At 62.9% G+C, this 25,130-nt stretch carries 17 protein-coding genes; 13 read left to right on the top strand and 4 right to left on the bottom strand.

Annotated features, from left to right (window positions below; translation table 11 throughout):
* Nucleotides 1-196: 196 nt before the first annotated feature.
* Nucleotides 197-1,000 carry an alpha/beta fold hydrolase gene (locus BXY39_RS10465; RefSeq protein WP_121938778.1) on the top strand — a complete coding sequence of 268 codons (804 nt, stop codon included), beginning with the start codon at nt 197-199 and terminating at the stop codon, nt 998-1,000.
* A gap of 88 nt (nt 1,001-1,088) precedes the next feature.
* Here BXY39_RS10465 and BXY39_RS10460 read toward each other — a convergent pair whose 3' ends face one another.
* A complete protein-coding gene (locus BXY39_RS10460) occupies nt 1,089-2,753 on the bottom strand; it encodes a PAS domain-containing sensor histidine kinase (protein ID WP_170163757.1) in 1,665 nt (554 codons plus the stop codon).
* Nucleotides 2,754-3,249: 496 nt separating this feature from the next.
* Here BXY39_RS10460 and BXY39_RS10455 point away from each other — a divergent pair, with 496 nt between their 5' ends.
* The 5 genes from BXY39_RS10455 (at nt 3,250) to BXY39_RS10435 (ending at nt 12,184) form a co-directional block, all read left to right on the top strand.
* Entirely contained in the window at nt 3,250-4,485 is a 1,236-nt protein-coding gene (locus tag BXY39_RS10455; protein WP_121938776.1) for an efflux RND transporter periplasmic adaptor subunit, read from the top strand.
* Between the two features lie 18 nt (nt 4,486-4,503).
* Nucleotides 4,504-7,641 (top strand): efflux RND transporter permease subunit, encoded by a 3,138-nt coding sequence (locus tag BXY39_RS10450; protein WP_245999040.1) that lies wholly within the window; start codon nt 4,504-4,506, stop codon nt 7,639-7,641.
* 418 nt (nt 7,642-8,059) lie between these two features.
* On the top strand, nt 8,060-10,438 hold the full coding sequence (locus tag BXY39_RS10445) for a PAS domain-containing protein (RefSeq protein WP_121938775.1): 2,379 nt from the start codon (nt 8,060-8,062) through the stop codon (nt 10,436-10,438).
* On the top strand, nt 10,407-10,853 hold the full coding sequence (locus tag BXY39_RS10440) for a response regulator (RefSeq protein WP_121938774.1): 447 nt from the start codon (nt 10,407-10,409) through the stop codon (nt 10,851-10,853). Before BXY39_RS10445 ends, BXY39_RS10440 begins: the two co-directional genes overlap by 32 nt.
* 149 nt (nt 10,854-11,002) lie before the next feature.
* Entirely contained in the window at nt 11,003-12,184 is a 1,182-nt protein-coding gene (locus BXY39_RS10435; protein ID WP_121938773.1) for a sensor histidine kinase, read from the top strand.
* A gap of 211 nt (nt 12,185-12,395) precedes the next feature.
* Here BXY39_RS10435 and BXY39_RS10430 read toward each other — a convergent pair whose 3' ends face one another.
* Nucleotides 12,396-13,925 (bottom strand): ATP-binding response regulator, encoded by a 1,530-nt coding sequence (locus tag BXY39_RS10430; RefSeq protein ID WP_147453543.1) that lies wholly within the window; start codon nt 13,923-13,925, stop codon nt 12,396-12,398.
* Between the two features lie 428 nt (nt 13,926-14,353).
* Complete coding sequence (gene ggt, locus BXY39_RS10425) at nt 14,354-16,096, bottom strand: gamma-glutamyltransferase (RefSeq protein WP_121939002.1); 1,743 nt, start codon at nt 16,094-16,096, stop codon at nt 14,354-14,356.
* A gap of 270 nt (nt 16,097-16,366) precedes the next feature.
* On the opposite strand from ggt, the gene BXY39_RS10415 reads away from it, so the two are divergent.
* Entirely contained in the window at nt 16,367-17,134 is a 768-nt protein-coding gene (locus BXY39_RS10415; protein WP_121938770.1) for an ion channel, read from the top strand.
* Nucleotides 17,135-17,246: 112 nt separating this feature from the next.
* On the opposite strand, the gene BXY39_RS10410 is transcribed toward BXY39_RS10415, so the two are convergent.
* Nucleotides 17,247-17,897: a peroxiredoxin-like family protein gene (locus tag BXY39_RS10410; protein WP_121938769.1), complete on the bottom strand. Its 651-nt coding sequence runs from the start codon at nt 17,895-17,897 to the stop codon at nt 17,247-17,249.
* A 404-nt stretch (nt 17,898-18,301) separates the two neighbouring features.
* Between BXY39_RS10410 and BXY39_RS10405 the strand changes: the two genes are divergently transcribed.
* The 6 genes from BXY39_RS10405 to BXY39_RS10380 all read left to right on the top strand — a co-directional run bounded on the left by BXY39_RS10405 (nt 18,302) and on the right by BXY39_RS10380 (nt 25,116).
* Nucleotides 18,302-18,961: a TetR/AcrR family transcriptional regulator gene (locus BXY39_RS10405; RefSeq protein ID WP_211332192.1), complete on the top strand. Its 660-nt coding sequence runs from the start codon at nt 18,302-18,304 to the stop codon at nt 18,959-18,961.
* A 416-nt stretch (nt 18,962-19,377) separates the two neighbouring features.
* Nucleotides 19,378-20,322 carry a hypothetical protein gene (locus tag BXY39_RS10400; protein WP_121938768.1) on the top strand — a complete coding sequence of 315 codons (945 nt, stop codon included), beginning with the start codon at nt 19,378-19,380 and terminating at the stop codon, nt 20,320-20,322.
* 139 nt (nt 20,323-20,461) lie between these two features.
* A complete protein-coding gene (locus tag BXY39_RS10395) occupies nt 20,462-20,839 on the top strand; it encodes a hypothetical protein (RefSeq protein WP_121938767.1) in 378 nt (125 codons plus the stop codon).
* A gap of 39 nt (nt 20,840-20,878) precedes the next feature.
* The gene (locus tag BXY39_RS10390; protein WP_121938766.1) at nt 20,879-22,321 is read left to right on the top strand and encodes a hypothetical protein; all 1,443 of its coding nucleotides are present in this window, start codon (nt 20,879-20,881) and stop codon (nt 22,319-22,321) included.
* Nucleotides 22,322-22,335: 14 nt separating this feature from the next.
* Nucleotides 22,336-23,394, top strand: a complete 1,059-nt coding sequence (locus BXY39_RS10385; RefSeq protein ID WP_121938765.1) for a polyprenyl synthetase family protein — start codon at nt 22,336-22,338, stop codon at nt 23,392-23,394.
* Nucleotides 23,395-23,448: 54 nt separating this feature from the next.
* The gene (locus tag BXY39_RS10380) at nt 23,449-25,116 is read left to right on the top strand and encodes a hypothetical protein (RefSeq protein ID WP_121938764.1); all 1,668 of its coding nucleotides are present in this window, start codon (nt 23,449-23,451) and stop codon (nt 25,114-25,116) included.
* The last annotated feature ends 14 nt before the right edge of the window (nt 25,117-25,130 follow it).

The raw sequence follows: 25,130 nt of genomic DNA, 5'->3' as shown, positions 1-25,130 counted from the left end.
GAAAGGAAGAAAGACAGGCCAGAAGAAGGGCAGCGATGGACAGGCCAAGGGTGCGGCCGGGCATAAACCCGGCACGGAGAGCGGACCCGACACTGATTATTCAGGGACTGATGATACAGGGGCTGATGATACAGGGGCTGATGATACAGGGATAGACGGGCAAGGGATCATCACGGGCAGGTGGGGATGCCGCATTATGGATGCGATTATCGGACTGAAAACATTCGAGGAAACCGTTTACGGTGTCCGTCTGCACGGTGTCGAGACCGGCAGCGGACCCGACACGCTGCTGTTTCTGCATGGCTGGTGCGGCAATCACGCCAGTTTCAAGGAACAGATCAAACAGTTTCTGCCCACCCACCGCTGTATTGCCGTGGACCTGCCGGGGCACGGCCGCTCGGCCAAGCCGCAGATCGACTATTCCATCGTGTTCTTCGCCGAGATCATCAACGGCCTGATCCGCAAGCTGGGCCTGCGGGACAGTATGATCGTCGGCCATTCCATGGGCGGCTGCATCGCCGTCGAGATGCTGCACCAGGACCCGGACACGGCGCGGGGCGCGGTGCTGGTGGACCCCGCCATGATCCTGCCGACGCGGGGCATGGTCCGGTCCCTGAACGGGTCGCAGGCCGCCATGGAGGAACACGGCGTGCGCGAGACATACTGGAACGGCATGAAACGCTACATGCTGCGCGCGGACGACCCGGAGGAGATCAGCACCTGGCTGCACAGTGTGCAGCGCCGCGTGCCCAGCCATGTGGCCCTGACGGCCTGGCAGGGCATGATCGACTGGAACGGGCGGGTGGCCCTGAAAGCGGCGGCGGCGAGACCGCTGGCCTATATCGCCGCCGAATATCCCAACAACCACCGCGCGGAGATGAAGCGTGCCGTGCCGTCACTGTTCTGGGGGGAGGTGCTGGCGGGCTCGCACCACTGTCATCTGAGCGAACCGGTGCAGGTGAACGCGATGATGACGGCGTTCCTGCGGCGGATCGGCTGATCCGGGCCGGACATGCGGGAGATATCGGGGACTGTGGCGGCCATGACGGGCCTGTAGGCTTCATGCGGGCCGGTGCACGGGCCCTGCGTCAGACAGCCTGGCCGTCCGGCGCGGGGGTGCCGTCGGGGTCAAGCCGGCGGGCCTTGTGCGGGGGAAAGATAATGCTGACACAGGTGCCCACGCCCTTGCGGCTGACGATGCTCATACTGGCGTTCATTTTTTCGGCGAAGGCGGCGACCAGCGGCAGGCCGAGACCGGAGCCCTGGTGACGGCGCGAGAGGGAGCTGTCCACCTGTCCGAAGGGACGCTTGGCGATCTTGATCTCCTCGGGCGTCATGCCGATGCCGGTATCCTCGACGACGAGGACGGCGCTGCCGTCCACCCGGCCTTCCAGCCCCAGTTCCACCTGGCCGCCGGGCTCGGTGAACTTGATGGCGTTGGACAGGAGGTTGAGACAGATCTGCTTGATCAGGCGTTCGTCGGCCTCCAGCCGGATGGCGGGGTCGAGACGGTGGCTGAGTTTGAGCCCGGCCTCATAGGCGCGCTGCTGGACCAGTGTTTCGCACATCTGCATGGCCGGCAACGGATTGACCCATGTGAGATGGGCTTCCAGCCGCCCTGATTCGACCTTGGACAGGTCGAGAATGTCATTGATGATGGCCAGAAGGTGCGTGCCGCTTTCATGGATGTCGCCGGCATATTCGGCGTAGCGTTCATTGCCGACGGGGCCGATCAGCTCGTCCTTCAGAATTTCGGCGAAGCCGAGAATGGCGTTGAGCGGGGTCCTCAGCTCGTGGCTCATATTGGCGAGGAATTCCGATTTGGCCCGGTTGGCCAGTTCGGCCATGTCGCGGCTGCGCTGCAATTCCTGCGCCTGGATCAGGTCGTCGGTGACGTCGCGGCCGATGATCAGCAGCATCGGTTCGGCGTCTTCCTCGATTTTCTGGGCGAAGAGCCGGAAATTGCGGATGAGGTTGCCACGGGTCTTCAGCGTGGTGGGCACGTCCGTCATGGTGGCGGTGTTCTTCAGTTCCTCGCGGAAGCGGCCGGCGAACATGGGGTCGGCCCACAGGCCCAGTTCCGACATGGTTTTGCCGATCACGTCATCGCGGCGAAACCCGAACATGTTGATAAAGGCCGGGTTCACATCGATCAGGCGTTCGGTCACCGCATCGGTCAGGGCCATGATTTCCGGTGTCAGGCGAAACACATTGCGGAATATTTTTTCCGCGCGGCGGCGGTCCGACTGTTCCCGGACCTGGGCGGTGACATCGAACAGGGAAGCCGCCACCGCCTTCTTGCCCTCCCACTCGATCTGGCCGGCACGGCAGGACACCCAGATGGTGTCGCCGTCGGCGTGGCGGAGACGGAAGCGATATTCCTCGGGGCCCTCATCGTCGATGAGGCGGATCTTGTGATTGCCGAGCACCCGGTCGCGGTCGTCTTCATGCAGCCAGTCGTCAAAGCGCTGGCCGATGAAGTCGCCGGCGGACTGGGGCACGCCGAGCATGCGGTGCATGGGGGCGTTGACATAGACGAACACGCCGTCGCGCACCACGACCACCCCTTCGCCCAGCGTGTCCAGCAGCGCGGCCTTGTCGGACAGCCTGTCGGCGGTTTCGCCGCCGGATGCCTTTTCCGCTGCCGTGGCCGGTACCGTGTCCGGTACCGTGTCCGGTGCCGTGTCAGTTACCTTGTCCGGCGCGGGGCCGGGCGCGGTGGCCGGTTCATTATCGGGGGAGCGGGTGAACACGGGCATAAACTCAACACATATATGGGCGTGATCGCGGCATCATGGTGTCAGGGTTTCGGTGCATCTGACTCTCGCTTGCATTCAGGCGGATCGATCCGGGCAAAGTGCGGGCGACGTGTACTTATGCAATCCGGGTTGCGAATAAAAAATGACATAAATTTCGTAACGAAAGATGAAGGATTGTTCAAGACGGCAGACAGGGGCGGATACAGGGCCGGATACAGCGGATACAAGGGCGAATACAGATGCGGGGACAGGCACGGAGAAAGACGCGGGGATCAGACACGGGGATCAGGCACGGGGATCGGGCGCGGGGGCCCCGGCGGTTGGCCGGGGATCCGTCGACGGAAGGGCCGCGTCTTCCGGCGTGCGGCGAAAAAATGCGGGGGTGCCGGGCATAAAAGGGGGATGACATCTATATAGATTTGATATATACGACACATATAAACAAAAGTGGGTCCAAAGGCCCGAATAACGATGACAAGCGAGGAATACGGTGAGGAAGATTCTCAAAAGCGTGGCGCCGGCTGTTGTGCTGGTGGCCGGCATCGGTGTCGTATGGGCACTGACCGCCGCGAAACCCGACCCTGAAAAAACCGAGGAAATCCCGCGCCCCGTGTCGCTGTATGTGGACACGGTGCGGGCGGAATCCGTCGTCCTGTCCGTGCGGACGCAGGGCGAGGTGCGGCCGAAAACGGATGTGAACATCATCCCGCAGGTGTCGGGGCGCATCACCTATGTGGACCCCGCTTTTTCCGAGGGCGGCAGCTTCGCCCCCGGGACGGTGCTGCTGCGGATCGACGATTCGGATTACAAGCTGGAACTGATCCGCGCCGAGGCCCGCGTGGCGGAAGCCCGCGTGCAGGTGGAGCAGGAACTGGCGGACGCCCGGATCAAGGAAAAGCAGTGGCAGGAATGGGTCAAGGACGGCGAACCGACGCCGCTGGCCCTGAACAAGCCGCAGGTGGCCGAGGCCCAGGCGAAACTGCGCGCGGCGGAAGCCGACCTGAAGGAAGCGCGGCTGAATATGGAGCGCACGCGGATTTCGCTGCCGTTTGACGGGCGCGTGCGCTCGCGGGATGTGGGTCTGGGCCAGTTCGTCAGCAACGGCACGGTGCTGGGACGCGCCTTCGCCACCGATGTGGTCGAGATCAAGCTGCCGCTGACCGACAAGCAACTGACGGAACTGCAACTGCCCATCGGCTATGTGGCCATGGACCCGACCACGGCGCCGGGTGTGACCTTCACCCATGACATGGGGGGCATGCCCTATCAGTGGCGCGGACGGATCGTGCGCATCAATGCCGACATCGACCAGCAGACGCGCCTGGCCTATGCCATTGCCGAGGTGGACGACCCCTATGGCCGCAACACCGACCGGGGCATGCCCTTTGCCGTCGGCATGTTCGTCCATGCCGAGATCGCCGGCGCCCAGCCGCAGCGCGCCCTGGTGATGCCGCGCCTGGCGCTGCGGTCCGACAACCGGGTGTTCGTCATCAATGCCGAGAACAAGCTGGAAATCCGCACCGTCGGCGTGCTGGCCACGTCGCCGGACCGGGTGCTGGTGTCAAGCGGGGTGGTGGACGGCGAAAAGGTGGTGACATCGCCGGTGCAGTCGGCGGTGGCCGGCATGATCGTCCAGCCCATCACGCGGGCGGCCGCCACCAACCTGTCGCGGGCCAACACGGCGCCGATGACGGCCGACAGCGGCATCGCCGCCGGGTCCCGGTAAGGGCGGGGGAGCGGACAGATGTTGAACAAAATGATCGAATGGTGGGCGCGCAACACGGTTGCGGCCAACCTGCTGATGATCGGTATCATGCTGACCGGCGTCACCGGTTTCCTGAGCATGGACCGGGAAATCTTTCCCACCATCCGGGCCTACGGGGTGGAGGTCAATGTGGTCTGGCCGGGCGCGGACCCGCAGGAGGTCGAGGAACAGATCCTGATCCGCATCGAGGAGGCGGTGTCCGACCTGGACAATATCGACTGGGTGCTGTCGCGGGCCCGCGAAGGTTACGGCGAGGTGGACATCCGCACCTTTTCCACCGTGGACCAGACGCAGTTCATCAACGATGTGAAAAACCGCATCGATGCCATTTCCACCTTTCCGCGCGATATCGAGCCGCCGCAGGTGCGCCAGTGGATCCAGTCGGAAGAATATATGCGCGTGGCGGTGCACGGCAATGTGCCGGAACGGGACCTGAAGCGCCTGGCCGAGGATTTGCGGCGCGAGGTGGCGGCCCTGCCGTCGATTTCCATCGTCGAGCTGTTCGGCGTGCGGCGCGAGGAAGTGTCGGTGGAGGTGTCGGAAGAGGCCCTGCGCCGCTACAATCTGAGCTTCATGGAGGTGGCGGACGCCATCCGCAACACCTCGATCAATCTGTCGTCGGGCTCGGTGCGCACGGATGTGGGTGAATATTCGCTGCGCGCGCGCAATCTGGCCGATACGGAACAGGATTTCGCCGAGATCATCATCCGCCAGACGCCGGAGGGCGGCACCATCCGCGTCGGCGACGTGGCGACCGTGATCGACGGTTTCGAGGACGAGCCGATCCAGGCCAGCCTGAACGGCGAGCCCGCCGTGCTGATCCAGGTCATGACGACGGAGGTGATGGATATCGTCACCGCGTCCGATGCGGTGCGGGCCTGGATCGAGGAGCGCAGCGGGTCCCTGCCCAGCGGCGTCAGCATGACCCTGTGGACGGACGACGCCGACGCCTTCAAAAGCCGGATGAGCACCATCGGCAATGCCGCCTTCCAGGGGCTGCTGCTGGTGCTGCTGGTGCTGGTGCTGACACTGCGGCCGATCGTGGCGGTGTGGGTGACGGTGGGTATCGCCACGGCCTATGCCGGGGCCTTCATCTTCCTGCCGGCGGTGGGTGTATCGCTGAACATGCTGTCCACATTCGCCTTCCTGCTGGTGCTGGGGATCGTGGTGGACGACGCCATCGTGGTCGGCGAAAGCATCCATTCGGAAAGCCACAAGACCGGCGGCGGCATCACCGCGGCGGTCCTGGGCGGACAGATGGTCGCCAAGCCGGTGATTTTCGCGGTGCTGACCACCATCATCGCCTTCATGCCGTGGCTGTTCCTGTCGGGCGAGACCAGCGAGTTCACCAAGCACATCACCTGGGTGGTGGTGACGGCGCTGTCCTTTTCGCTGGTGGAAAGCCTGCTGATCCTGCCGGCGCACCTGTCGTCGCTGAAACCACGGCAACGGCTGACGGCGTTCGACCGGTTTCAGAAAAAGATTTCCGGCGGGATCGTGCATTTCGCGCAGAACCATTACCGCCGTATCGGTCAGGCGGCCATCCGGCGGCGCTATCTGACCCTGGCGGCCTTTACCGCGCTGATGCTGGTGTGTTTCATGGGTCTGCTGGGCGCGGGCTGGGTGCAGACCAGTTTCAATCCGATCATCGAATCGGAGGAAATCTACATCAATGTCACCATGCCCGAGGGCAACACCTATGAGCGGAGCCAGGAGGTCCTGCATCAGATGCAGCGGGCGCAGGCCGCGCTGGTGGCACAGGTCGCGGCCGAGAGCGGCGGCCGGAAAAAACTGGTGGAAAACTGGTACACGCGGTCGCGCCGCGACAGTGTGATCGCCATCGTCAAGCTGGCCTCGCCCGAGGTGCGCGACATGTCGGCGCGTGAAGCGGCGATCCGCCTGCGCGACCTGATGGGCGACGTGCCGGATGCCGAGGACGTGACCGTCAACTATACGCTGGACAATCAGGGCGCCGGTTTCGAACTGGCGATCCGTCATTCCGACCTGGATGTGCTGCGTCTGGCGGTGGACGAGTTGAAGGAGCATTTGCGGTCCTATTCGGCCCTGTATGACATTCGCGACAACCTTCAGACGGCGTCCGAGGAAATCCGCCTGAAGATGAAGCCGGGGGCCGAACAGCTGGGCCTGAACCTGGCGGATGTCTCGCGTCAGGTGCGCCAGGCCTATTACGGCGAAGAGGTGCAGCGCCTGCCCCGTGGCGGCGAGGACGTGAAGGTGATGGTGCGCTATCCGATGGAATCGCGGCGCTCGATCGAAAGCCTGTCCGATTTCCGCGTGCGCACATCGGACGGCCGCGAGGTGCCGCTGGCGGTGGTCGCCGATCTGGAATACGCCCCCGGCCTGAAAAGCATCCTGCGCCGCGACCGCGACCGCGCCGCCATTATCAGCGCCGACCTGAAGGAGGAAGTGCGCGGCGAGATCATGGCGGATCTGGACAAGAACTTCTTCCCCGAATGGGAACAGCGCTATCCGGGCGTCAAGCGGGGCGCCATCGGCCAGGCCGAGGGCGAGGCGCGTTTCTTCCAGGAGGTTCTGGGCCTGTATGTGGGCGCGCTGTTCCTGATGTATATGCTGCTGGCCATCGCCTTTCGCAGCTATGCCCAGCCGGCGCTGTTCCTGATCGCCATTCCGTTCGCCTTTGTCGGCGCCATCATCGGCCATTTCCTGCTGGGCGAGGTCATGGCGATTTTCAGCTATTTCGGCATCGCGGCGGCGGCGGGCGTGGTGATCAACGACAACCTTGTCCTGGTGGATTACTGCAACCGCCTGCGCGAACGCGGCATGGACGGACCGCAGGCCATCGTCGAGGCGGGCGTGGCGCGTTTCCGCCCGATCATGCTGACATCGGTAACCACCATTGTCGGGCTGGTGCCGATGATGCTGGAACGGTCCACACAGGCCGCCTTCCTGAAGCCGATCGTCATCGCGCTGGCCTTCGGGGTGGGCATCGCCTTTTTCGTCACCCTGCTGCTGGTGCCGGCGCTGTATATGGTCGGCATCGACCTGAAGCGGTTTTTCGGCGGTGTCGGCCGCGTGGCCGGCCGCATGGTGCCCTGGGGCGACGACGCGGTGGAGGTGAAGCGCCCGGCGGAATAGACCGCGCGCGCCCGCGTCCCTCCCCCGCCCCGTCAGGCGTGCCTTGACCGGCGGCGGAGCGCGGCACAATCAAAAGACGGAGAAGCCGCCCCAAAAGGGCGGCTTTTTCTTTTGGTCCGGCTTTTATATGGGCCACGGCCTTTATCCCCCCGCATGCCCTGTCCGGTGCACTTTCTTGCAAAACAGGAAGAAATACACCCGCACGCTCATTTGATCTGGATCGGATGCACACCTTCAATTATTGATTGAAGCCATGAATTTATTTAATAAATTTTTATATTTTATTGAGCTTATATAAATAAAAAATATTATTTTTAATAATTTCTAAATAAATAATCCAGTGAAAGAAAACGAATATTTAATTTAATCGACTTAATTAAATATTCGTTTTAGGGAAAGTGGCAGGACGGGCAAGGCCATGGGAAAACGTCAAGACCGTTTCGACCTGGCGATCGAAGCATCCGGTGTGGGATTGTGGGACTGGGATATTGTCGAGGACAGTCTTGTCTGGTCGCCCCGGTTTCTGGAGATTATCGGCGCCGACCCGGATACAGGCACACGCCTGAACACAGGTCCGGACATGGGCCCAGACATAGGTCCGAGCCATGGCGCGAGGCGGGTGTCGGATTTTTTCGACAGGCTGCATCCGGACGATGCCGCGCGGGTGCGGGCAGCCGTCAACGCCCATCTGACACAGCGGGTGCCATATGCGGTGGACATGCGCATGCGCAGCGACGATGGCGGCTATGTCTGGGTGCATGCGCGGGGCCAGGCGGTGTGGAATGACCGGGGCATGCCGGTGCGCTTTGCCGGGTCCATCGACGATGTGTCCGGCCGCAAGGCCATCGAGACCGCCCTGATCGACAGTGAGACGCGGTTCGAGCTGGCCGCCAGGGGGGCCAGCGTCGGAATCTGGGACTGGATCGATGTCAGCCGTGACGAGGAGTATTGGTCGGACCGGTTTTTTGCCCTGCTGGGATATGAAGTCGGGGAAATCGAGCCGGGTCTGAAGTCCTTTGCCTCGCTTTTGCACCCGGACGACCTGGAGGCGACGTTCGATCTGGTGGATGCCCATTTCCGGGGGGAAGCCAAGTTTGAAATCGAATACCGGCTGAAACACAAGACGGACGGATATTTATGGTTTCTGGGCACCGGCCTCGCCGAGCGGGACAGCCGGGGCAAACCGGTGCGCATGGTCGGTTCGATCATGAACATCCACGCCCGCAAAATGACCGAGAAGGCGCTGCGGGAAAGCCAGGAGCGCTACGACCTCGCCGTGGCGGGGATCGGTGCCGGGGTGTGGGACTGGCCCGACCCGCGATCCGACAATCTGTACTGGTCGCCCCAGCATTTCACCATGCTGGGATATAGCGCGGATGCGTTTCAGCCCAGCATGCCCAAGTTCATGGCCATGCTGCACCCGGACGATACGGATATCGTTCTGGAAGCCCTGCGCCGCCATATGGAGCGGTATGAACCGATGACGGCGGAATACCGGATCCGCCACCGGGACGGTCATTATATCTGGGTTCGCGGGACAGGGCAGGCCCTGTTGGATGAAACCGGCGCGGCGATCCGCATCACCGGATCGATTGTCGATATCACCCAGGAAAAAACCGCCACGGAGGCCCTGCGTGTGCGTGAGCGGGAGTTGCGCCTGATCTTTGATTCGGTGCCGGTGCGGATCTGGTACAAGGATGACAAAAACCGGATTTTGCGTCTGAACGAGCAGGCTGCCCGGTCCATGGGCATGACGGTGGAAGAGGCCGAGGGGACGGACACCTACGACCTGTTTCCCGACATGGCGAAAAAATACCATGATGACGATCTGGAGGTGATCAATTCCGGCGAGCCGAAACTGGGCATTGTCGAGGAATACACGCCCCGTGACGGTGTGCGCGGTTGGGTGATGACGGACAAGGTGCCCTTTATCGACCGGGCGACGAACAAGCGCTATGTCTTCGTATCGGCGATCGACATCACGGAACAGAAGCGGGTCGAGAACCTTCTTGAAAAGAAAACCAGCGATCTTCTGGCATCGAACAGGGAGCTGGAACAGTTTGCCTATGTCGCGTCGCATGATTTGCAGGAACCGCTGCGCATGGTGGCCGGGTACTGCGATCTTTTACGCCGGCGCTACACCGACATACTGGATGAGGACGGGAAGGAATTCATCGAGTATGCGGTTGACGGCGCCAAGAGGATGCAGTCGCTGCTGAGCGACCTGCTGCAATATTCGCGTATCGGACAGGTCGACTATGACCAGCGGCCAACCGACCTGAACGCGGTTCTGGAAGAAGTCCTGCGGGATCTTGCCGGTGCCGTGGCGGAAAGCGGCGCCACGATCGGCATCGGGGACATGTCCGCCGTTCTGGCGGATCACGGGCAGATCCGCCGTGTTCTGCAAAACCTTATCCAGAACAGCCTGAAATTCCGCGGGGACGGGGACGCGATCGTGCAAGTCTGGTGCGAGGAGGACGGCCGGGATGTCACCGTCAAGGTCCGTGACAACGGCATCGGCATCAAGCCGGAATACAAGAACCGCATTTTTCAGGTGTTTCAACGCCTGCATACCAAGGAAGAGTATCAGGGCACGGGGATCGGGCTGGCGATCGCCAAACGGATCGTGGAAAAGCATGGCGGCCGGATCTGGCTGGAAACAGGCCCTGACGGCCAGACGGCCGACGGCTGTCAATCCGCCCCCCCACGGACCGATGACAGCGGCGCCGGGGCGACCTTTGCCTTTCAACTGAAAAAGCCATCCCATGGAGAGCGATATCATGTCCAATCCCGTTGAAATTCTGCTGGTGGAAGACAATCCGGGCGATGTGCGCCTGACCCAGGAGGCCCTGCGGGAAGCCAGAATAGCCAACAGACTGCATACCGTTCGCGACGGCGAAATGGCGCTGGATTATCTGTTCCGGCGCGGACGGTTTGAGGATGCGGTCTTGCCGGATCTGATTTTTCTGGACCTGAACATCCCGCGCGTGAGCGGGCTGGAGGTGCTGGACAGGATTAAAAGTCAGGATGTCCTGAAAAGGATACCGATCGTTATTCTGACATCGTCGGAAGCGGAGAAAGATATCGTCAAAAGTTATGATCTACATGCAAATTGTTATGTAAAAAAACCATTGGACTTGAATGGTTTTGTCGATGTGATCAAAAGTATTGAGGGGTTTTGGCTTTCCGTCGTCAAGTTGGCGACGGTATAATTTGCGAAAAGCAAAATACATATCAACTTTTAATTATTACACACATCTTGAAAGCGATTAAAATTTTTAAATGAATTTTTTCCCGAAAGGTTGTAGTATACTTCCGGTTGGGGACGAGTCGATCGGATATCACTTGAGGGGCTATCAAAGTGACCGACCAGCTTGCGATTCTTTTGATTGAAGACAATCCCGCCGATGCCCGTCTGGTCGAGGAACAGTTCAGGGACTTCGGCAAGGACAGATTTCATCTTTTGACGGAACCGGACCTGGCGCGCGGGCTGGACACGCTGGGCCAGGGGCATGCCGATCTGATCCTTCTGGATTTGTCCCTGCCGGATTCAAGCGGTCTCGACGCCCTGAAAACCATATTGAATGCGGCGCGCGACATTCCGGTCATTGTGTTTACCGGGCTGGACAGCAATGAAACTGCGGAAGAGGCCGTGCGGCTGGGCGCGCAGGATTTCATCCTGAAGGACGGGCTGAACAGCGGCACCTTTGTCCGGGCGATCTTTCTGGCGGTGGAACGGCATCGCCTGTTGCAGGAGCGCCAGCACCACATTCTGCAACTGAAAGAAGCCAATACCCTGAAATCCAGATTTCTTGCGGGCGTCAGCCATGAACTGCGCACGCCCCTCAATGCCATTCTGGGCTATTCCCAGATCATGCAGCAACAGTTGCACGGCCCCATGGAGCACAAGAAATACGCCGACTATATCGACATGATCCACCAGTCGGGCGCGCATCTGAGCTGTCTGGTCAATGATCTGCTGGACCTGTCCCGCGCCAATGTGGGCAAGCTGACCCTGAGAGAGAAGACCGTCGATATCGTCTGTCTGGCCGGCCGGGCGATACACTATCTGCAACAGCATGCCCTGGACAAGGATGTGGAACTGTGCGTGGACCCCCTATGCGGGCAGATGCCGGTGCTGGGCGATGAAACACGCCTGTTTCAGGTTTTGCTGAACCTGCTGTCGAACGCGATCAAGTTCAGCCGGCTGGGCGGGTGCGTGAACGTGAAGATCTTTACCGATGCCGAGGGCCAGACGGTCATACGGATACGCGATGAAGGCATCGGCATCCCGAAAGAGGATCTGGAGATGGTTCTGGTGCCGTTCAACCGCGGCGATCCGCATATCGCCCATGACGGCGACGGCTCGGGCCTGGGTCTGCCCATGGCCAAGAGCCTTGTGGAACTGCATGGCGGCCGGTTGACGCTGGAGAGCGAAGCGGGCAAGGGCACGTCGGTTGAAGTGACCCTGCCGCCCAACCGCAACCTGGCGGCAACCACAGCCGCTTACAGCCCGCATGCGGAATATGCGGCCGCCCAGTAAAACAGGGACGCCGCAAGGACGTCGGCCTTACGGAAAACCGCTGCCTGACGGACACGGATAGCGCCGGTTGCCAGAGTAGCCGGTTGCCAGAACAGCCGGTTGCCAGGGCAACAGCCACAAGACACGTGTTTTCGGTGATCGCGGGTGCAGCCACATGCACGCGATTTTTCAAGTCCAGGTGCCTGCGCGCACGCCGCGTCCGGCAGACTGTCTAGATCAGCCGCTGTCCAACCGACGGCCGGGGATCCTTCCCGCCAGACCGGGCCGCCATGTCGGGCAGCCGGATCGCCACGCTTGTGCCGCCGCCCGGCCTGCTTTCCATGATCACGTCGCCCGCGTGCAGGGCGACCAGTTGCCTGGCAAGCGGCAGTCCGAGGCCGCTGCCTTTCCTGATGGCGCGCTGACCGGTCCTGAACGTCTGGGTGAAGGGTTCGAAAATCCGTGGGATGTCTTCGGCCGCCAGACCGCAGCCGGTGTCCTTGATCTGGAGGAGCGCGTTGGCCCCGAGGGCGGTGAGCTGCACGGTGACCGTGCCCTGTCTGGGTGAAAACTTTATGGAATTGGACAGGATGGCCCTGAGCGCCTGGGCCAGGCGGTTATGGTCGCCCTGTATATAAATGTCGTCTTCCGGCAGTTGGGTTTCGATGGCAACGTCCATCACCCTGGACCAGGGCAGCATATGCGCCACCGTCCGCTCGACAAGCTGGTTGAGATTGACCTCATCGACGACAAGCGACAGCTGGTCTGAATCAATCCTGGCCAGGTCCAGCAGGTCGGTCACCTGGGTCATGAGGGCATTGCCGCTGTCGCGGATATATTCCAGATAGCTTTTGTAGCGCCTGTCGTCCAACGGGCCGTGGACTTCCGTCAGGATGAATTCGGCAAAACCGATAATGGCATCAAGCGGTGTGCGCAATTCATGGTCGAGACTGGACAGAAACTTGTTCTTGGCATCGCCGACGGCAAGCGCCAGTTCCTTTTCGGTGATCAGGCGTTGTTCCTCGGCGCGCTGGCGGGAGATGTCGCGCAGGGTGACAAGATGCGCGGCCGCACCGGCCCAGTGGGTCTGGGCGATGTGCAGGTCGGCGATGACGGGGGCGGCCACGTTCAGCGTCAGTTCCATTTCGGCGCGGGACTGGCCGGCAAGATCGACGCCGATCATCCGGCCCACAAGCCGGTCCGCCGGCATATGGAAGAGAGCGGCGGCGGCCCTGTTGGCGAACCGGATGGCGCCGTCGAGAGACACGATCAGGATGGCATCGGCGTTTTCGGCGATCATCCGTTCCAGTTGCCGGTACAGCTTATGGCGTTCGATCGTATGGCGCATGGCGGCGGCGATGCTGCCGGCGTTGATGTTGGATTTGGGCAGAAAATCCTGCGCGCCTTTGCGGATGGCGTCCCGGCCGACGGCTTCGCTGTCCTGATGGGTGATGACCACGATGGGGATATCGGGGATTCTGCCGGCCAGACGGGCCAGGACTTCCACGCCGGTGCAGTCGGGCAGGCCCAGGTCGAGAAACACGATGTCGAAACGCACGGTCTCCAGCGCGTCATAGGCGGCGTGCAGGGTGGATACGGATGTGACGGCCACGGCACCGGGAAAGGCCTCGTCCAGATGGATTTCGATCAGGCGCCGGTCGGCGGCATTGTCCTCGACCAGAAGCACGGCATGGGGCGTGCGTCCGTTTGCCCCGCTGTTTTCATCCCGTGTCCCGCCGGGTGACTGGTTTTCCACCTGCATGATGATCGGACCCCACCGATTGCCGCACGCAAAGATCAACAAAGGACCGTGGTGCCGTCACCTGTAAAAGGTGCGGCATGGAATTGTAATATTACACATTAAAGATGCGGGCGTCTGCGTCCTGAAGGGGATTTTCCGGAACGCTGTGCATTTTGCAGTTGCAGCGCCCCCATGGGGACGCGGCCCGGCTTTACCCCGGTGGCGGGATGTGTTTGCCCCACCGGCGCGGGGGAAAAAACAGCCGCCATGGTGACACGAAACAGGGGCCGTCCGTGGACGGCCCCTGCCTCTTTGTCTGTTTTGAGGGGTCGCCCAAACGTGGTCCCTGGGCCGACCCCTGCGCCTTTGTCTGTTTTGAGGGGCCGCCTGTAGACGGCCCCTGCCCCTTTGTCTGTTCTGAGGGGTCGGTCGGGCCGACCCCTCGGGCCTCAATAGGCGGCGGCGCTGGAGCCGGGGCGGCGCGGGTCGGGCGCGCCCATGAGAATGCCGTCCGGGTTGCGCACGATGGTCTGGGTGGAGCCGATGACGAAATCGAAGCCGTCGCGCGGGTCCGCCTTGACCGCCTGGCCCATGGCGGCGAGCAGGGCGCGCGTGTCGACGGAATGGCCCGGTTCCATGAACAAACGGTCGGGGAACCACTGGTGATGGATGCGCGGGGCGGCGACCGCCTCCATCGCGTTCATGTCGAAGGCGGTGGCGTTGAGGATGACCTGCAAAACCGCCGTGATGATGCGGCTGCCGCCGGGCGCGCCGGTGGCCATGAAGGGGCGGCCGTCGCGGAACAGCAGCGTCGGCGTCATGGAGGACAGCGGCCGCTTGCCGGGGGCGATGGCGTTCGCCTCGCCGCCGAGCAGGCCGAAGGCGTTGGGGACGCCGGGCTTGGCGGAAAAATCGTCCATTTCATTGTTGAGCAGGAAGCCGGCGCCCGCCACCGACTTGCCGTTGCCGTAGGTGAAGTTGAGCGTATAGGTGTTGGCGACCATGTTGCCCCAGCGGTCGGCGGTGGAATAATGGGTGGTGTCCGGGCTTTCATCGGCCAGGGTCGGCGCCGGGCCGATTTCGGTCGAGGGGGTTGCCTTGTCCACATCGATGCGGGCGCGGATCCGGGCGGCATAGTCCTTGTCGGTCAGGGCGGCGACGGGGACGGGGGTAAAATCCGGATCGCCGAGATATTTGGACCGGTCGGCATAGGCGTATTTCATGGTTTCGGCCAGCCGGTGCAGATAGGCGGCGCTGTTGTGCCCCAGACCGGCCAGGTCCCAGCCTTCGAGCACGTTCAGCATCTGGACGATATGCACCCCGCCGGAGGATGGCGGCGGCATGGACACGACGCGGAAATCCCGGAAGGTGCCCGAGACGGGCGTGCGTTCCTTCGCCACATAGGATGCGAGATCGCCGTGGGTGATAAGGCCGCCGTTCCTGCCCATGGTCTCGACAATGGCGTCGGCGACCCAGCCCTTGTAAAAGCCGTCGGCGCCGCTGCCGGCGATGGTTTTCAGCGTTTTCGCCAGATCGGGCTGGCGAAAGACCTCGCCGGGTTTGTAGGCGCTGCCGTCGGGCTTGAAGAAATAGGCGGCGCTGGCGGCATCGGATTTCAGACGTTTCTGATAGCGGCTGAGCGATTCGTAAAGCGGCCATGTCATGGCGAAGCCGTCCTCGGCCAGGCGGATGGCGGGGGCCATGACGGTGGCGCGCGGCAGGGTGCCGTATGCGTCCAGCGCCCGCAAAAGGCCCATCACCGTGCCGGGCACGCCGCTGGACAGGTAGGAGAAGCGCGCCCGGTCATTGTCGACGGCGCCGTCATCGCCGAGGAACATGTCGCGCGAGGCACCCTTGGGCGCCATTTCGCGGTAGTCGAGGGCGATCACCCTGTCCTCGGCGGCGATATAGGCGAGCAGAAACCCGCCGCCGCCGAGATTGCCGGCCTGCGGGTGGGTGACGGCGAGCGCGAAGCCGGTGGCGACCGCCGCGTCGATGGCGTTGCCGCCGGCGCGCAAAACCTCAAGCCCCGCCTGGCTGGCGAAGCCGTCCTGCGAGACGACCATGCCGTTTTCGGCCAGCACCGGATGCTGGGCCGAGCGATAGCTGATCAGCGCGCCCTCGCGGGCGGCGGGCTGGGCGACCGCCCCGTTAAAGGCGGTGAAAAGGGTGAAAAAAGCGGTCAGCGTCATCAGGGTAAAAGTGCAAAAAGCCTTCACGGGCGTGAAAATGCGGCGCACGCGCAGTCTCCTCTTGTCCAATACGGTGTTTATATTAACCATGCGGGCGGGCGGGTCCAGAGCGGCCTGCCCAGAGCGGCCTGCCCAGAGCAGCCTACCCAGAGCGGACGGGCCGGACGGGTCGGTCTGCCCGTGGTCGATAAGGGCCGATACGGGCCGGAGGGACGGCGACGACAAGAGCGCCCGGAACACGGCGCCATAATTCAGGACGGGGACAAGGCCATGGCGGACACGCGGGACTGGGTGCGGCAGCTTTATTTCGGCGGCGGACGGGCGGCGCGGCGGTTCCGCGCCGGGCTGATCACCTTCGACCTGGTGGTGATCGTCTATTTCGTGCTGTCGTCCATGCTGCATGTGGTCAATCACTGGGTGGATTACGGCCTGGCGGTGGTGCTGGCGGTCGATTACGCGGCGCGGCTGATGGCGGACCGGCACCCGGTGCGCTTTGTCTTCCGCTTCGCCAGCATGGCGGATGTGGTTGTCATTCTGTCGCTGGTGGCGGCGGCCCTGTTTGAAAATCTGGGCTTTCTGCGGGTGGTGCGCATGCTGAGGCTGCTGCGGTCCTATCATGTCCTGGTGCAGTTGCGCGGCACGTCGCCGTGGTTCCGCCGCAATGAGGATGTGATCCAGTCGGCGGTCAACCTGCTGGTGTTCGTGTTCGTGATCACGGCGATCGTCTATGTGCTGGAGGTGGACCGCAACCCGGCCATCGGCAATTATCTGGACGCGCTGTATTTCACCGTCGCGACGCTGACGACGACGGGGTTCGGCGACATCACCATGCAGGACAGTGTGGGCCGTTTCGTCGCCGTGCTGATCATGGTGTTCGGCGTCGCCCTGTTTCTGCGGCTGGTGCAGACGATTTTCCGCCCGGCCAAGGTCAATTACCCCTGCCCCGACTGCGGCCTGCGCCGCCACGACACCGACGCGGTGCACTGCAAGCATTGCGGCACGCTGCTGAACATTCCGACCGACGGCGACTGGGCTTGAACGGTTTGGGCCTGAGTGTTTGGGCCTGAACCGTTTGGGCCTGAATGTTTGAAACAGGACCGGCGGGGCGCCGGCCCTGCCTGAGTGTTTGAAATAGGGCCGGCGGGACGGTTCAGCCGCGCAGGGCCTCCAGCGCGCGGATGGCGTCTTCGGGGTCGAGGCGTTTGGTATAGTCCACATCCACATGATGCAGGCGCACGGTGCCGTCGGCGGCGATGACATAACCGGCGGCGACCGGCAGGCGCCAGGCGTTTTCGCCGTTGGATTTGGGCAGGTCGATGCCGAAATCGCGGTAGACCGTCACCAGCGGGTCCGGCAGGTCGAACAACAGGCCGTAGTCGGCAATGGTGTCCTGCCCCACGTCGCTGACCACATCGAAGGCAAGATTGTGCTTGGCCACGGTGGACAGGCTGTTGTCGGGGGTCTCGGGCGTGACCGCGATGAGGCTGGCGCCGAGATCGGCGATGCGGCCGAGGGCATGCTGATAGGCGCGCAGTTCGATGTTGCAATAGGGACACCAGGCCCCGCGATAGAACAACAGCACCACCGGGCCGGCGGCCAGACGCGCCGACAGGCTGACCGGCTGGCCGGCGGCCCCCGGCAGGGTGAAGTCGGGGGCACGGTCGCCGGTTTTCACCGCACCGCCGACAAGGCCGGTGCCGGCGATCCTGTCGGTGGCGTCGGCCATGATGGCGCGCACGTCCTCGGGGATTCTGTCCTTGCTGGCGGCGAGCGCATCGGCCAGTTCCTGTGTCAATGTCATATCACGTGCCTTTCCTTCAGCGGCCCGGCCCGGCCATGCCCGATCAGGGAGGGCGGGACGGGAATTTCCTGGATGCCCGGCTCATATTTACCCATCGCGGGGGACGATCAAGGCACGCCTGTTTCACACTTCGGTGAAGGGCGGGCCTGAAAGGGAAAGCCGGTTATAGGCCCGCCATGGAAACGGCATCTTACCTATCGATAGGTCAGTTTATAAAAATAAGGCTTTTAAATTTATCTATCTAGCTTATTTAAATAAGGAATTTTTCGTACCTATCAAAAGGTCAGTTTGGTAAAAAGCCGCCACACAGGGGTGGATACAGGCGAGGCCGCGAGGCTGTCCCGGCCACGATCCGGCGGCGGCATGAGGGCAGCGACGGGACAACAGCACGGATACGGAACGGCATGGCACACTATACGGACAAGACCATTCTGGACACGGCGGAGCAGATGATCCGCCGCCGGGGCTATCACGGTTTCAGCTTTCGCGATGTGGCGGAGGCCGTGGGCATCAAAAGCGCCAGCGTGCATTATCATTATCCGACCAAGACGCGCCTGGCCGTGGCGGTGGTGGAGCGTTACAGCCGACGCTTCCTGAAAGGGCTGGGGCCGGCGGACGCGCAGGCGCCGGAGGCGCACGCGGTGCTGGCCCGGTACCGCGCGGCCTACCGGCAGGCGCTGACCGGCGGGCGGATGTGCCCGTGCGGCATGCTGGCGGCGGAACGGGACGGCCTGCCCGACGCGGTGCGGCGGGCGGTGCGGCGGTTTTTCACCCACAACCGCGACTGGCTGGCCGATGCCCTCGCCCGCACGGCCGAGCATGAGGGCACGGCGCGAACCCGGCTGGAAACCCAGGCGCTCGCCGTCATCGCCGGGCTGGAAGGCGCCATGCTGCTGGCACGCGGCCTTGAGGACGATCCGGAGGGCGGCCCAGGGCACGGCACGGGGGACGGCACAGAAGGCGGCTCGGGGGACGACCCAGGGGATGGGGACAGGGCGAAAGACAGGGACAGGGCGCACGCCGGCGAAACCGCCCTGTTCGACCGCGCGGCGCCGGCACCGTAAACAACCACATCTCCCTCACATCTCCCTGGCGACACGCGCGCCTGAATATCCGGCCATCAACAAGCCCGTCCGGCGCCCATCCACCGCGTCCCACCATTCACCCCGGTGGCCTGATCCGGCCCGCATCCCATCAGAGGCCGTATGCACGGAATAGCCGAGTCTCCCCTGTCCGGACCGCGCCGGACACGGGCAAAACACGGGCAAAACACGGGCAAAGGGACCATGGAGGGAATACAGGCCGGGACAGCCCTTCCCGCGCGGACAGCGGCTTCATGGCAGGCGCGCGCCGGTTTTGACAATTTTAGTACACTTAAAAATTTAAAAGAATATATTTTAGACAATATTTGATTGTATTTTTCCTATTCTTGTATAAGTTGATAGAATGCACTTTCAAGCCATGCAGGGGGGAGAGCGAAATGGCAAATTTCGATCTGGCCGCGGGTGTGTCGGTCGGTGAGGCCAACACCATACTGAGCCAGTATTACAAGAGCGTTCCCACCGACAACAATCCCTTCAAGGGCAGCCGCACGAAGGAGATCGGCGGCGTCGAGATCACGCTGACCTGGGACATCACGCAGGCACCGACCGTGGCGTTCGGACCGCCGAGCCAGGATGTGTGGGACAAGGCCCTGGACCCGAAGGGCAATACGAACGGCGCGGACAAAATTCCCCTGCCGAGCCTGCCGATGGTGCAGTTGACGCTGCCGGTTCTGGATGCAAGCTACAGCTCCAAGGGCCAGTCCCCGGTCGGCGGCGAGGCGAAGGATGTGGTGATTTACGCGACCGTCGCGTTCGACAGTCCCCAGATCAAACCGAAGGCCGTCGCCGTGTCTCTTGACGAATCCGGCTTTTCCAAGTGGGACAAGGCCATTTTCAATTCCTTCCTGCTGCCGCAGATTTTCGCATCGGCCAATGCGGCCATATCCGTCATCACCCTACCGGCACTGACCTGGAACGGGATCAGCCTGAAGCCGCCGGTTTTCGACCTGTCGGCCAGCGGGATCGTGGCGGCGGCGACCCTGACGACCAACCCGTCGCCCGTGGACATCGGCGGACTGACATGGCCGGACGACGATGCTTTCGCCATTGCCAGCACGGGCCTGCTGGAGGCGGCGATCGACGATTTCGCCAAAGCCTATGTGGGCAAAGGCTTCAGCAAGTCGGGCGAAATCGCCGACCTGGCGACATACAGCGCCAGCGGCAAGATCGACAGCATATCGGCAACCGTCCGGACCGTGTCCCCTCTGGCGGTACAGGCGGATGTGGCCCTGTCCGGGGAATGTTCGGCGGGCCTGACGGCGGCGGGGATGGCGCTGGCGGCCGTGGGCTGCGCCCTGGGCGGCGCGCTGCTGTTTGCCTGATGGCCGGCCCGCCGGTGTCCGCCTCCATGTCCGTTTTTGCCCATATGCCTGTTTTGCCGGTCCGCGCATGGGCGTCCGTTCCCGCACCCCGCTTTCCGGATGCACGCCGCGACCGGAAACGGACCAGAAAGGAAAAAGCATGACCACGCTGGTAAAATACGACGTCACCGTTCCGGATGCCGAAATCGATGTGAAGGTGGACGTGGACAAGGGCGCCGTCGTCGCGACCGTGACCGATGTGCCGCCGGTGAGCTTTCATCTGTCGCCAAAGGGCAACTGGGCGCAGAAGATCCTGTCGAAAATCCTTCAGCCGATCGCATCGGACGTGGCCGATGATTTCAAGAACAAACCGAGCGACATCCTGAAGGGCCAGAGCAAGACGATCGGCAAAAACTTCTCGCACGATGTCGAGGGGGTCACCGTCACCCTGAGCGACCCCGCCCTTGGAAAATTCACGGCCGGCAGTACCGACATGCTGAAAATCACCGGCACGATCACGGTCACCAAAGAAAGCTAACGTCCCGGCGGCCCGCCGAAGGATTGGGGAGATAGTGTCATGACAAGTGTTACCGAGGTTCTGACGGCCTTGACGTCCGCCACCGGCAAACAGAAAATCGAAGCCGCGCTGAAGGACCCGGCGGCGATCCTGGCGTGGTGCCCGACGACGCTGGTGAAATCGACGCCGCTTTCGGGCAGTGAGACGGGCAGCGTGTCTCTGGCGCTGACGGACATGTCCTACGGGCCGCTGACACTGGACGATGTGTCGGCGGACACCGACGCGGGCACTCTGACCGTGTCGCTGTCGGCGGGCACCCTGACCGGCGACTATGCCCTGATCGGACAACCGGAAGAACAGGTGACGATGGATACGGGCGGCGCCATGGAAGCGCTGAGCGCGGCGGCGGGCGACGGCGGCAACCCGCAGCAGCCCGGCACCATATCGAACGCGCAATTCGACCAGTTGCAACAGGCGCGGTCACAGCGGGTGAAACTTAACCAGACCGCCCACGGCCGCGCCCTGGTCGGCATGGCCAGCCAGTATAACGACAATTACAACAACGCGTTTCTGTGCAGCGCGGCGCTGAGGAGCATCTGGCAGAGAAACGATTCCGTCACGCAGATGATGTCCCATACCTCGAACGCGCTGGACGCCGCCGACATCGCGGAACTGAACGAGGCAGGGGGCACCGCCGACGGCGACCCGCCGACCGATCAGGTGATCAATCCGGACGACACATATTTCGGCAATGACATTCCGCCGCATCAGAAGAGCAATTTCACCTATAATTATCAGGCCTTCAGCAAAAAGCTGGCGCTGTATTCCACCCTGCTGTTCAGCCCCGACCCGAAACAGCAGGCCGCCGCCCCGTCGGTGCTGAATTTCGGCACCGATGTGCAGAGCAATACGGGCAACACCCAGACCACGATCGTCAAGATGACGGGTCCGACGGTGTATCAGGCCGTGCAGGACGGCTCGGTCACCGGCGACGCGGCGCCAAACGGGCATGACGACCTGGTGCTGGCGATGCGGCATATCGGCGCCGGAACGCACACGGACGACCATGTCACGCTGTGCCACAGGATGGGCCTGCATGTGGCGGACGACCAGATCGCCGACATACAGATGATTTACCGGGAAGCACGGGGGCTGAAAACGGCCGCGAATACAGAGAATCCGGCCTCGGGAGATCTGGCTTCGGGTGATCTGGCTTCGGGGAATCTGGCTTCGGGGCCGCTGTCGGAAAACGCCGCCGCCGCCACCTATACCATGACCCTGACACAACAGCCGGACGGCGCCATCACCGCGCAGTTGAGCGAGACCACGCTGAACCTGGCGGGGCTCGGCATCGATACGGCGTCGTGGGACGGCCCGTGGGCGGCGGCCTCCAAGCAGGCGCTGGCGGCGGCCAGCTTTTTCGTCAATCTGGTACAGGCGCGCATCACCGGATATGTGGAGATGCGGCTGCGGGCCGTGATCGCCGCGGAAAGCGGTTCCTGACAACCGGCACCGTCATGACGCGCGATCAATCATCGCAAGGGCCAAAGGCCGGGACCGACCCGGCCGCCCGGTCCGTTCTGTCGGGGATCGTGGACGATCTTCTGGACGCGGACATGGTGCGTTTCCGCGAGGCGCTGCACGAGGCGCTGCGGCCGCAGGACCCCTATCTGAGCGATGTGGAACGGCGGATGTTCAAGGGCGGCAAGAAAATCCGCCCGGTGATGATGCTGCTCGCCGCACGCATGATGGCGGGCGACGGCCCGTTGAGCGAGAAGATCTACAAGGGGGCGGCGTCCCTGGAAATGCTGCATGTGGCGACCCTGATCCATGACGACATCATCGACGAGGCGCAGATGCGCCGGGGCCTGCCCTCGGTGTCGGCGCACCGCGGACCGAAGGTGGCCCTGCTGGTCGGCGACCTGCAATTCGTACAGGCGATCCGGGGCTTTGCCCAGGCGGTGGACACGGAACGCGACATGGACCTGGTGCGGATGGTTCTGGACACGGCCTTTGACATCTGCCGGGGCGAACTGGACGAGTTGGAGCGCGCGCTGCCGGCGGACCGGGACGACCGGCTGGACCGCTATTATGAAACCATAGACCGGAAAACGGCGGTGCTGTTCCGGCTGGCCTGCCAGGCGGGCATCGAACTGGCCGGCGGCCGCACCCGCGACAGCCGGCGCGGCGGCTTTTTCGGCAAGTCCTTCGGGCGGGCGTTCCAGATCATGGACGATATACTGGACGTGGTGCAGCCGGCGGCACAGTCCGGCAAGGCGCCGGGGATCGACCTGTCGCTCGGCCGTCTGTCCCTGCCGATCATCCATGCGCTGGACCGGCTGGACACGCCGAACGCGATCGAGGCGGCGGTGCGGGGCGAGGCGCCCCTGTCGGGCGCGGAGCTGGATGCGGCCCTGTCGGAGTTGCGCCTGTGCGGCGCGGTGGAAGAGGCGTACGAGCAGGCGCGCGCCGCCGCCTTCGAGGCGCATTTCTACCTGAAACCCTTTCCACGGAACGCCTATGCCGCGGCGCTCGGCACATTGACCGATTATGTGGTGAACCGGCCTCTATGCTGATTGCCCGAAAGGCCTGATTGCCCGAAAGGCCTGATTGTCCGGAAGGAGAGACAGATGTCCAACCTGGTCAGTTTCATTCTCAACACGCTTCAGGGCCCCGTCAACGACCCCGAGAACACGACCCTGTGGCTGCCGAAGCTGCTCTATACCCTGAAAAATGACGACGGACACAAAGTCCTGCCGGTCACGGCGGAGAAGGAGAATCTGGGCGCGATCGAAAACAGCAACGGCATCTTTCTGTCGGAGCAGATCGCCAACACCTGGATCATTTATCTTCAGACCCACGATCCCGGCATCACGTCCAGCGCCGCCATTCCCGATCCGTCCAATCCGTACCCGTCGCTGAGCCTGACCAATATGAATATAGACGGCCTCCAGAATGTCTATGCGCTGGTCGGCGCGGCGACGGCGCACAGCGACGGCTACAAAGTCACCGTACCGCTGAATTTCAACCACTACGGCAAAACGGTGGGCGGTGTGCCGATGACGCCGCTGCGGCTGGTGTCCGGTTACAGTTTCACCGCCAGCGTCTGCACCACGACGGACGGCAAGACATGCAACGGCGAGATCAGCGACACGCTGACCGGCGAAGGCTCCCTGACGGCCGAGATCGCCGACGCCCAGCTTCAGGCGGAGCTGCTGGTGACGGTGAACGGCACCGGCACCGGCCGGACGCTGGGGCTGGCGCTGGACACGCTGACACTAACGGGGATCGACGACAAGGGTCCGACGTTCGACATCACCGAGATCACGATCACCAATTTCAAATATGGCAGCGGCTTCTCCAGCTTCATCAAGCAGGCGATGACATCGGGACAGGGACAGGCGGCGGTCTTCGGGTCGGTCAACAATGCCTTGAACACGCCGGACAATATCGACGCGGTCAGCAAGGCCCTGCTGAGCCGGGCCGGCGATATTCTGGACCGGATTTTCGGCCCGCCGCCCGCCGGCGGCCTGCCGTCGCGTGACAGCGGCCAGGAGCCGTCCAATCCGGTGGACCTGCTGCTGTTCGACCGTATGCGGGGGGCGCTGGGCACCCCGGCGAGCAACTGGTACCTGCCGTGGCAGGTCGCCTCGCTCGACGATCCGGTCGTCGATCCCTACGGCAAGGACAAGATCGAGATCGGCACCAAGGTCTTCAAGGGGCTGACCTACAAGGATATCACGCTGACCGATCTGGTGATTGCCGGCACGTCCAATGTGGAAGCGCCGGTGGATACGGTGTTTCTGGCCTCGCCCAAGATTACCGCGACCCTCGATTTCGGCCTGTTGAAGGCCGGCGGCGAGCGCACCGTCAAGCGGGACGGCCACGACGCGCGGGTGCCGGTGCCGGCCGCCCCGCCGCTGAGCGTGACATTCGGCTTCGCGATGACGCAGGAAGGCATTTCGCCCGTCGATATCAAGGGCACGGTGGCCGTGACGGTGACGGGGATGACCGCCACGCTGTCGATCACCCCGTCCGGCGACAAGGCATCCGAGCTGGTGCTGGACGTCGGCGGGTTCGCCGTCGACCTGTCGGCGGCGACGGTGACCCCGACCGTGACGCTGGACCCGCCGAACCCCTTTCTGCAAGGGGTGGTCGAGCAGTTCTTCCAGTCCGACACGGTCAAGACGGACATCGCCGATGCCATCACCACGCAACTGACGGACCAGGAAAGCGAGATTTCCAAATCGGTCTCCGCATCGGCGCGGGCGGCCATTCACGCGCAACTGTATTCCTGACCACACACACGAGG

The organism is Eilatimonas milleporae, from assembly GCF_003688555.1.
Classification (GTDB): domain Bacteria; phylum Pseudomonadota; class Alphaproteobacteria; order Sphingomonadales; family Kordiimonadaceae; genus Eilatimonas; species Eilatimonas milleporae.
Note: the sequence above shows the minus strand (reverse complement) of the source record. Positions and strands in the feature narration are given on the sequence as shown.

Coding starts and splice junctions, on each gene's coding strand:
- BXY39_RS10465 (WP_121938778.1), top strand. CDS start 197: ATGGATGCGATTATCGGACTGAAAACATTCGAGGAAACCGTTTACGGT.
- BXY39_RS10450 (WP_245999040.1), top strand. CDS start 4,504: ATGTTGAACAAAATGATCGAATGGTGGGCGCGCAACACGGTTGCGGCC.
- BXY39_RS10445 (WP_121938775.1), top strand. CDS start 8,060: ATGGGAAAACGTCAAGACCGTTTCGACCTGGCGATCGAAGCATCCGGT.
- BXY39_RS10440 (WP_121938774.1), top strand. CDS start 10,407: ATGGAGAGCGATATCATGTCCAATCCCGTTGAAATTCTGCTGGTGGAA.
- BXY39_RS10430 (WP_147453543.1), bottom strand. CDS start 13,925: ATGCAGGTGGAAAACCAGTCACCCGGCGGGACACGGGATGAAAACAGC.
- ggt (WP_121939002.1), bottom strand. CDS start 16,096: ATGACGCTGACCGCTTTTTTCACCCTTTTCACCGCCTTTAACGGGGCG.
- BXY39_RS10415 (WP_121938770.1), top strand. CDS start 16,367: ATGGCGGACACGCGGGACTGGGTGCGGCAGCTTTATTTCGGCGGCGGA.
- BXY39_RS10410 (WP_121938769.1), bottom strand. CDS start 17,897: ATGACATTGACACAGGAACTGGCCGATGCGCTCGCCGCCAGCAAGGAC.
- BXY39_RS10405 (WP_211332192.1), top strand. CDS start 18,302: ATGGCACACTATACGGACAAGACCATTCTGGACACGGCGGAGCAGATG.
- BXY39_RS10400 (WP_121938768.1), top strand. CDS start 19,378: ATGGCAAATTTCGATCTGGCCGCGGGTGTGTCGGTCGGTGAGGCCAAC.
- BXY39_RS10395 (WP_121938767.1), top strand. CDS start 20,462: ATGACCACGCTGGTAAAATACGACGTCACCGTTCCGGATGCCGAAATC.
- BXY39_RS10390 (WP_121938766.1), top strand. CDS start 20,879: ATGACAAGTGTTACCGAGGTTCTGACGGCCTTGACGTCCGCCACCGGC.
- BXY39_RS10385 (WP_121938765.1), top strand. CDS start 22,336: ATGACGCGCGATCAATCATCGCAAGGGCCAAAGGCCGGGACCGACCCG.
- BXY39_RS10380 (WP_121938764.1), top strand. CDS start 23,449: ATGTCCAACCTGGTCAGTTTCATTCTCAACACGCTTCAGGGCCCCGTC.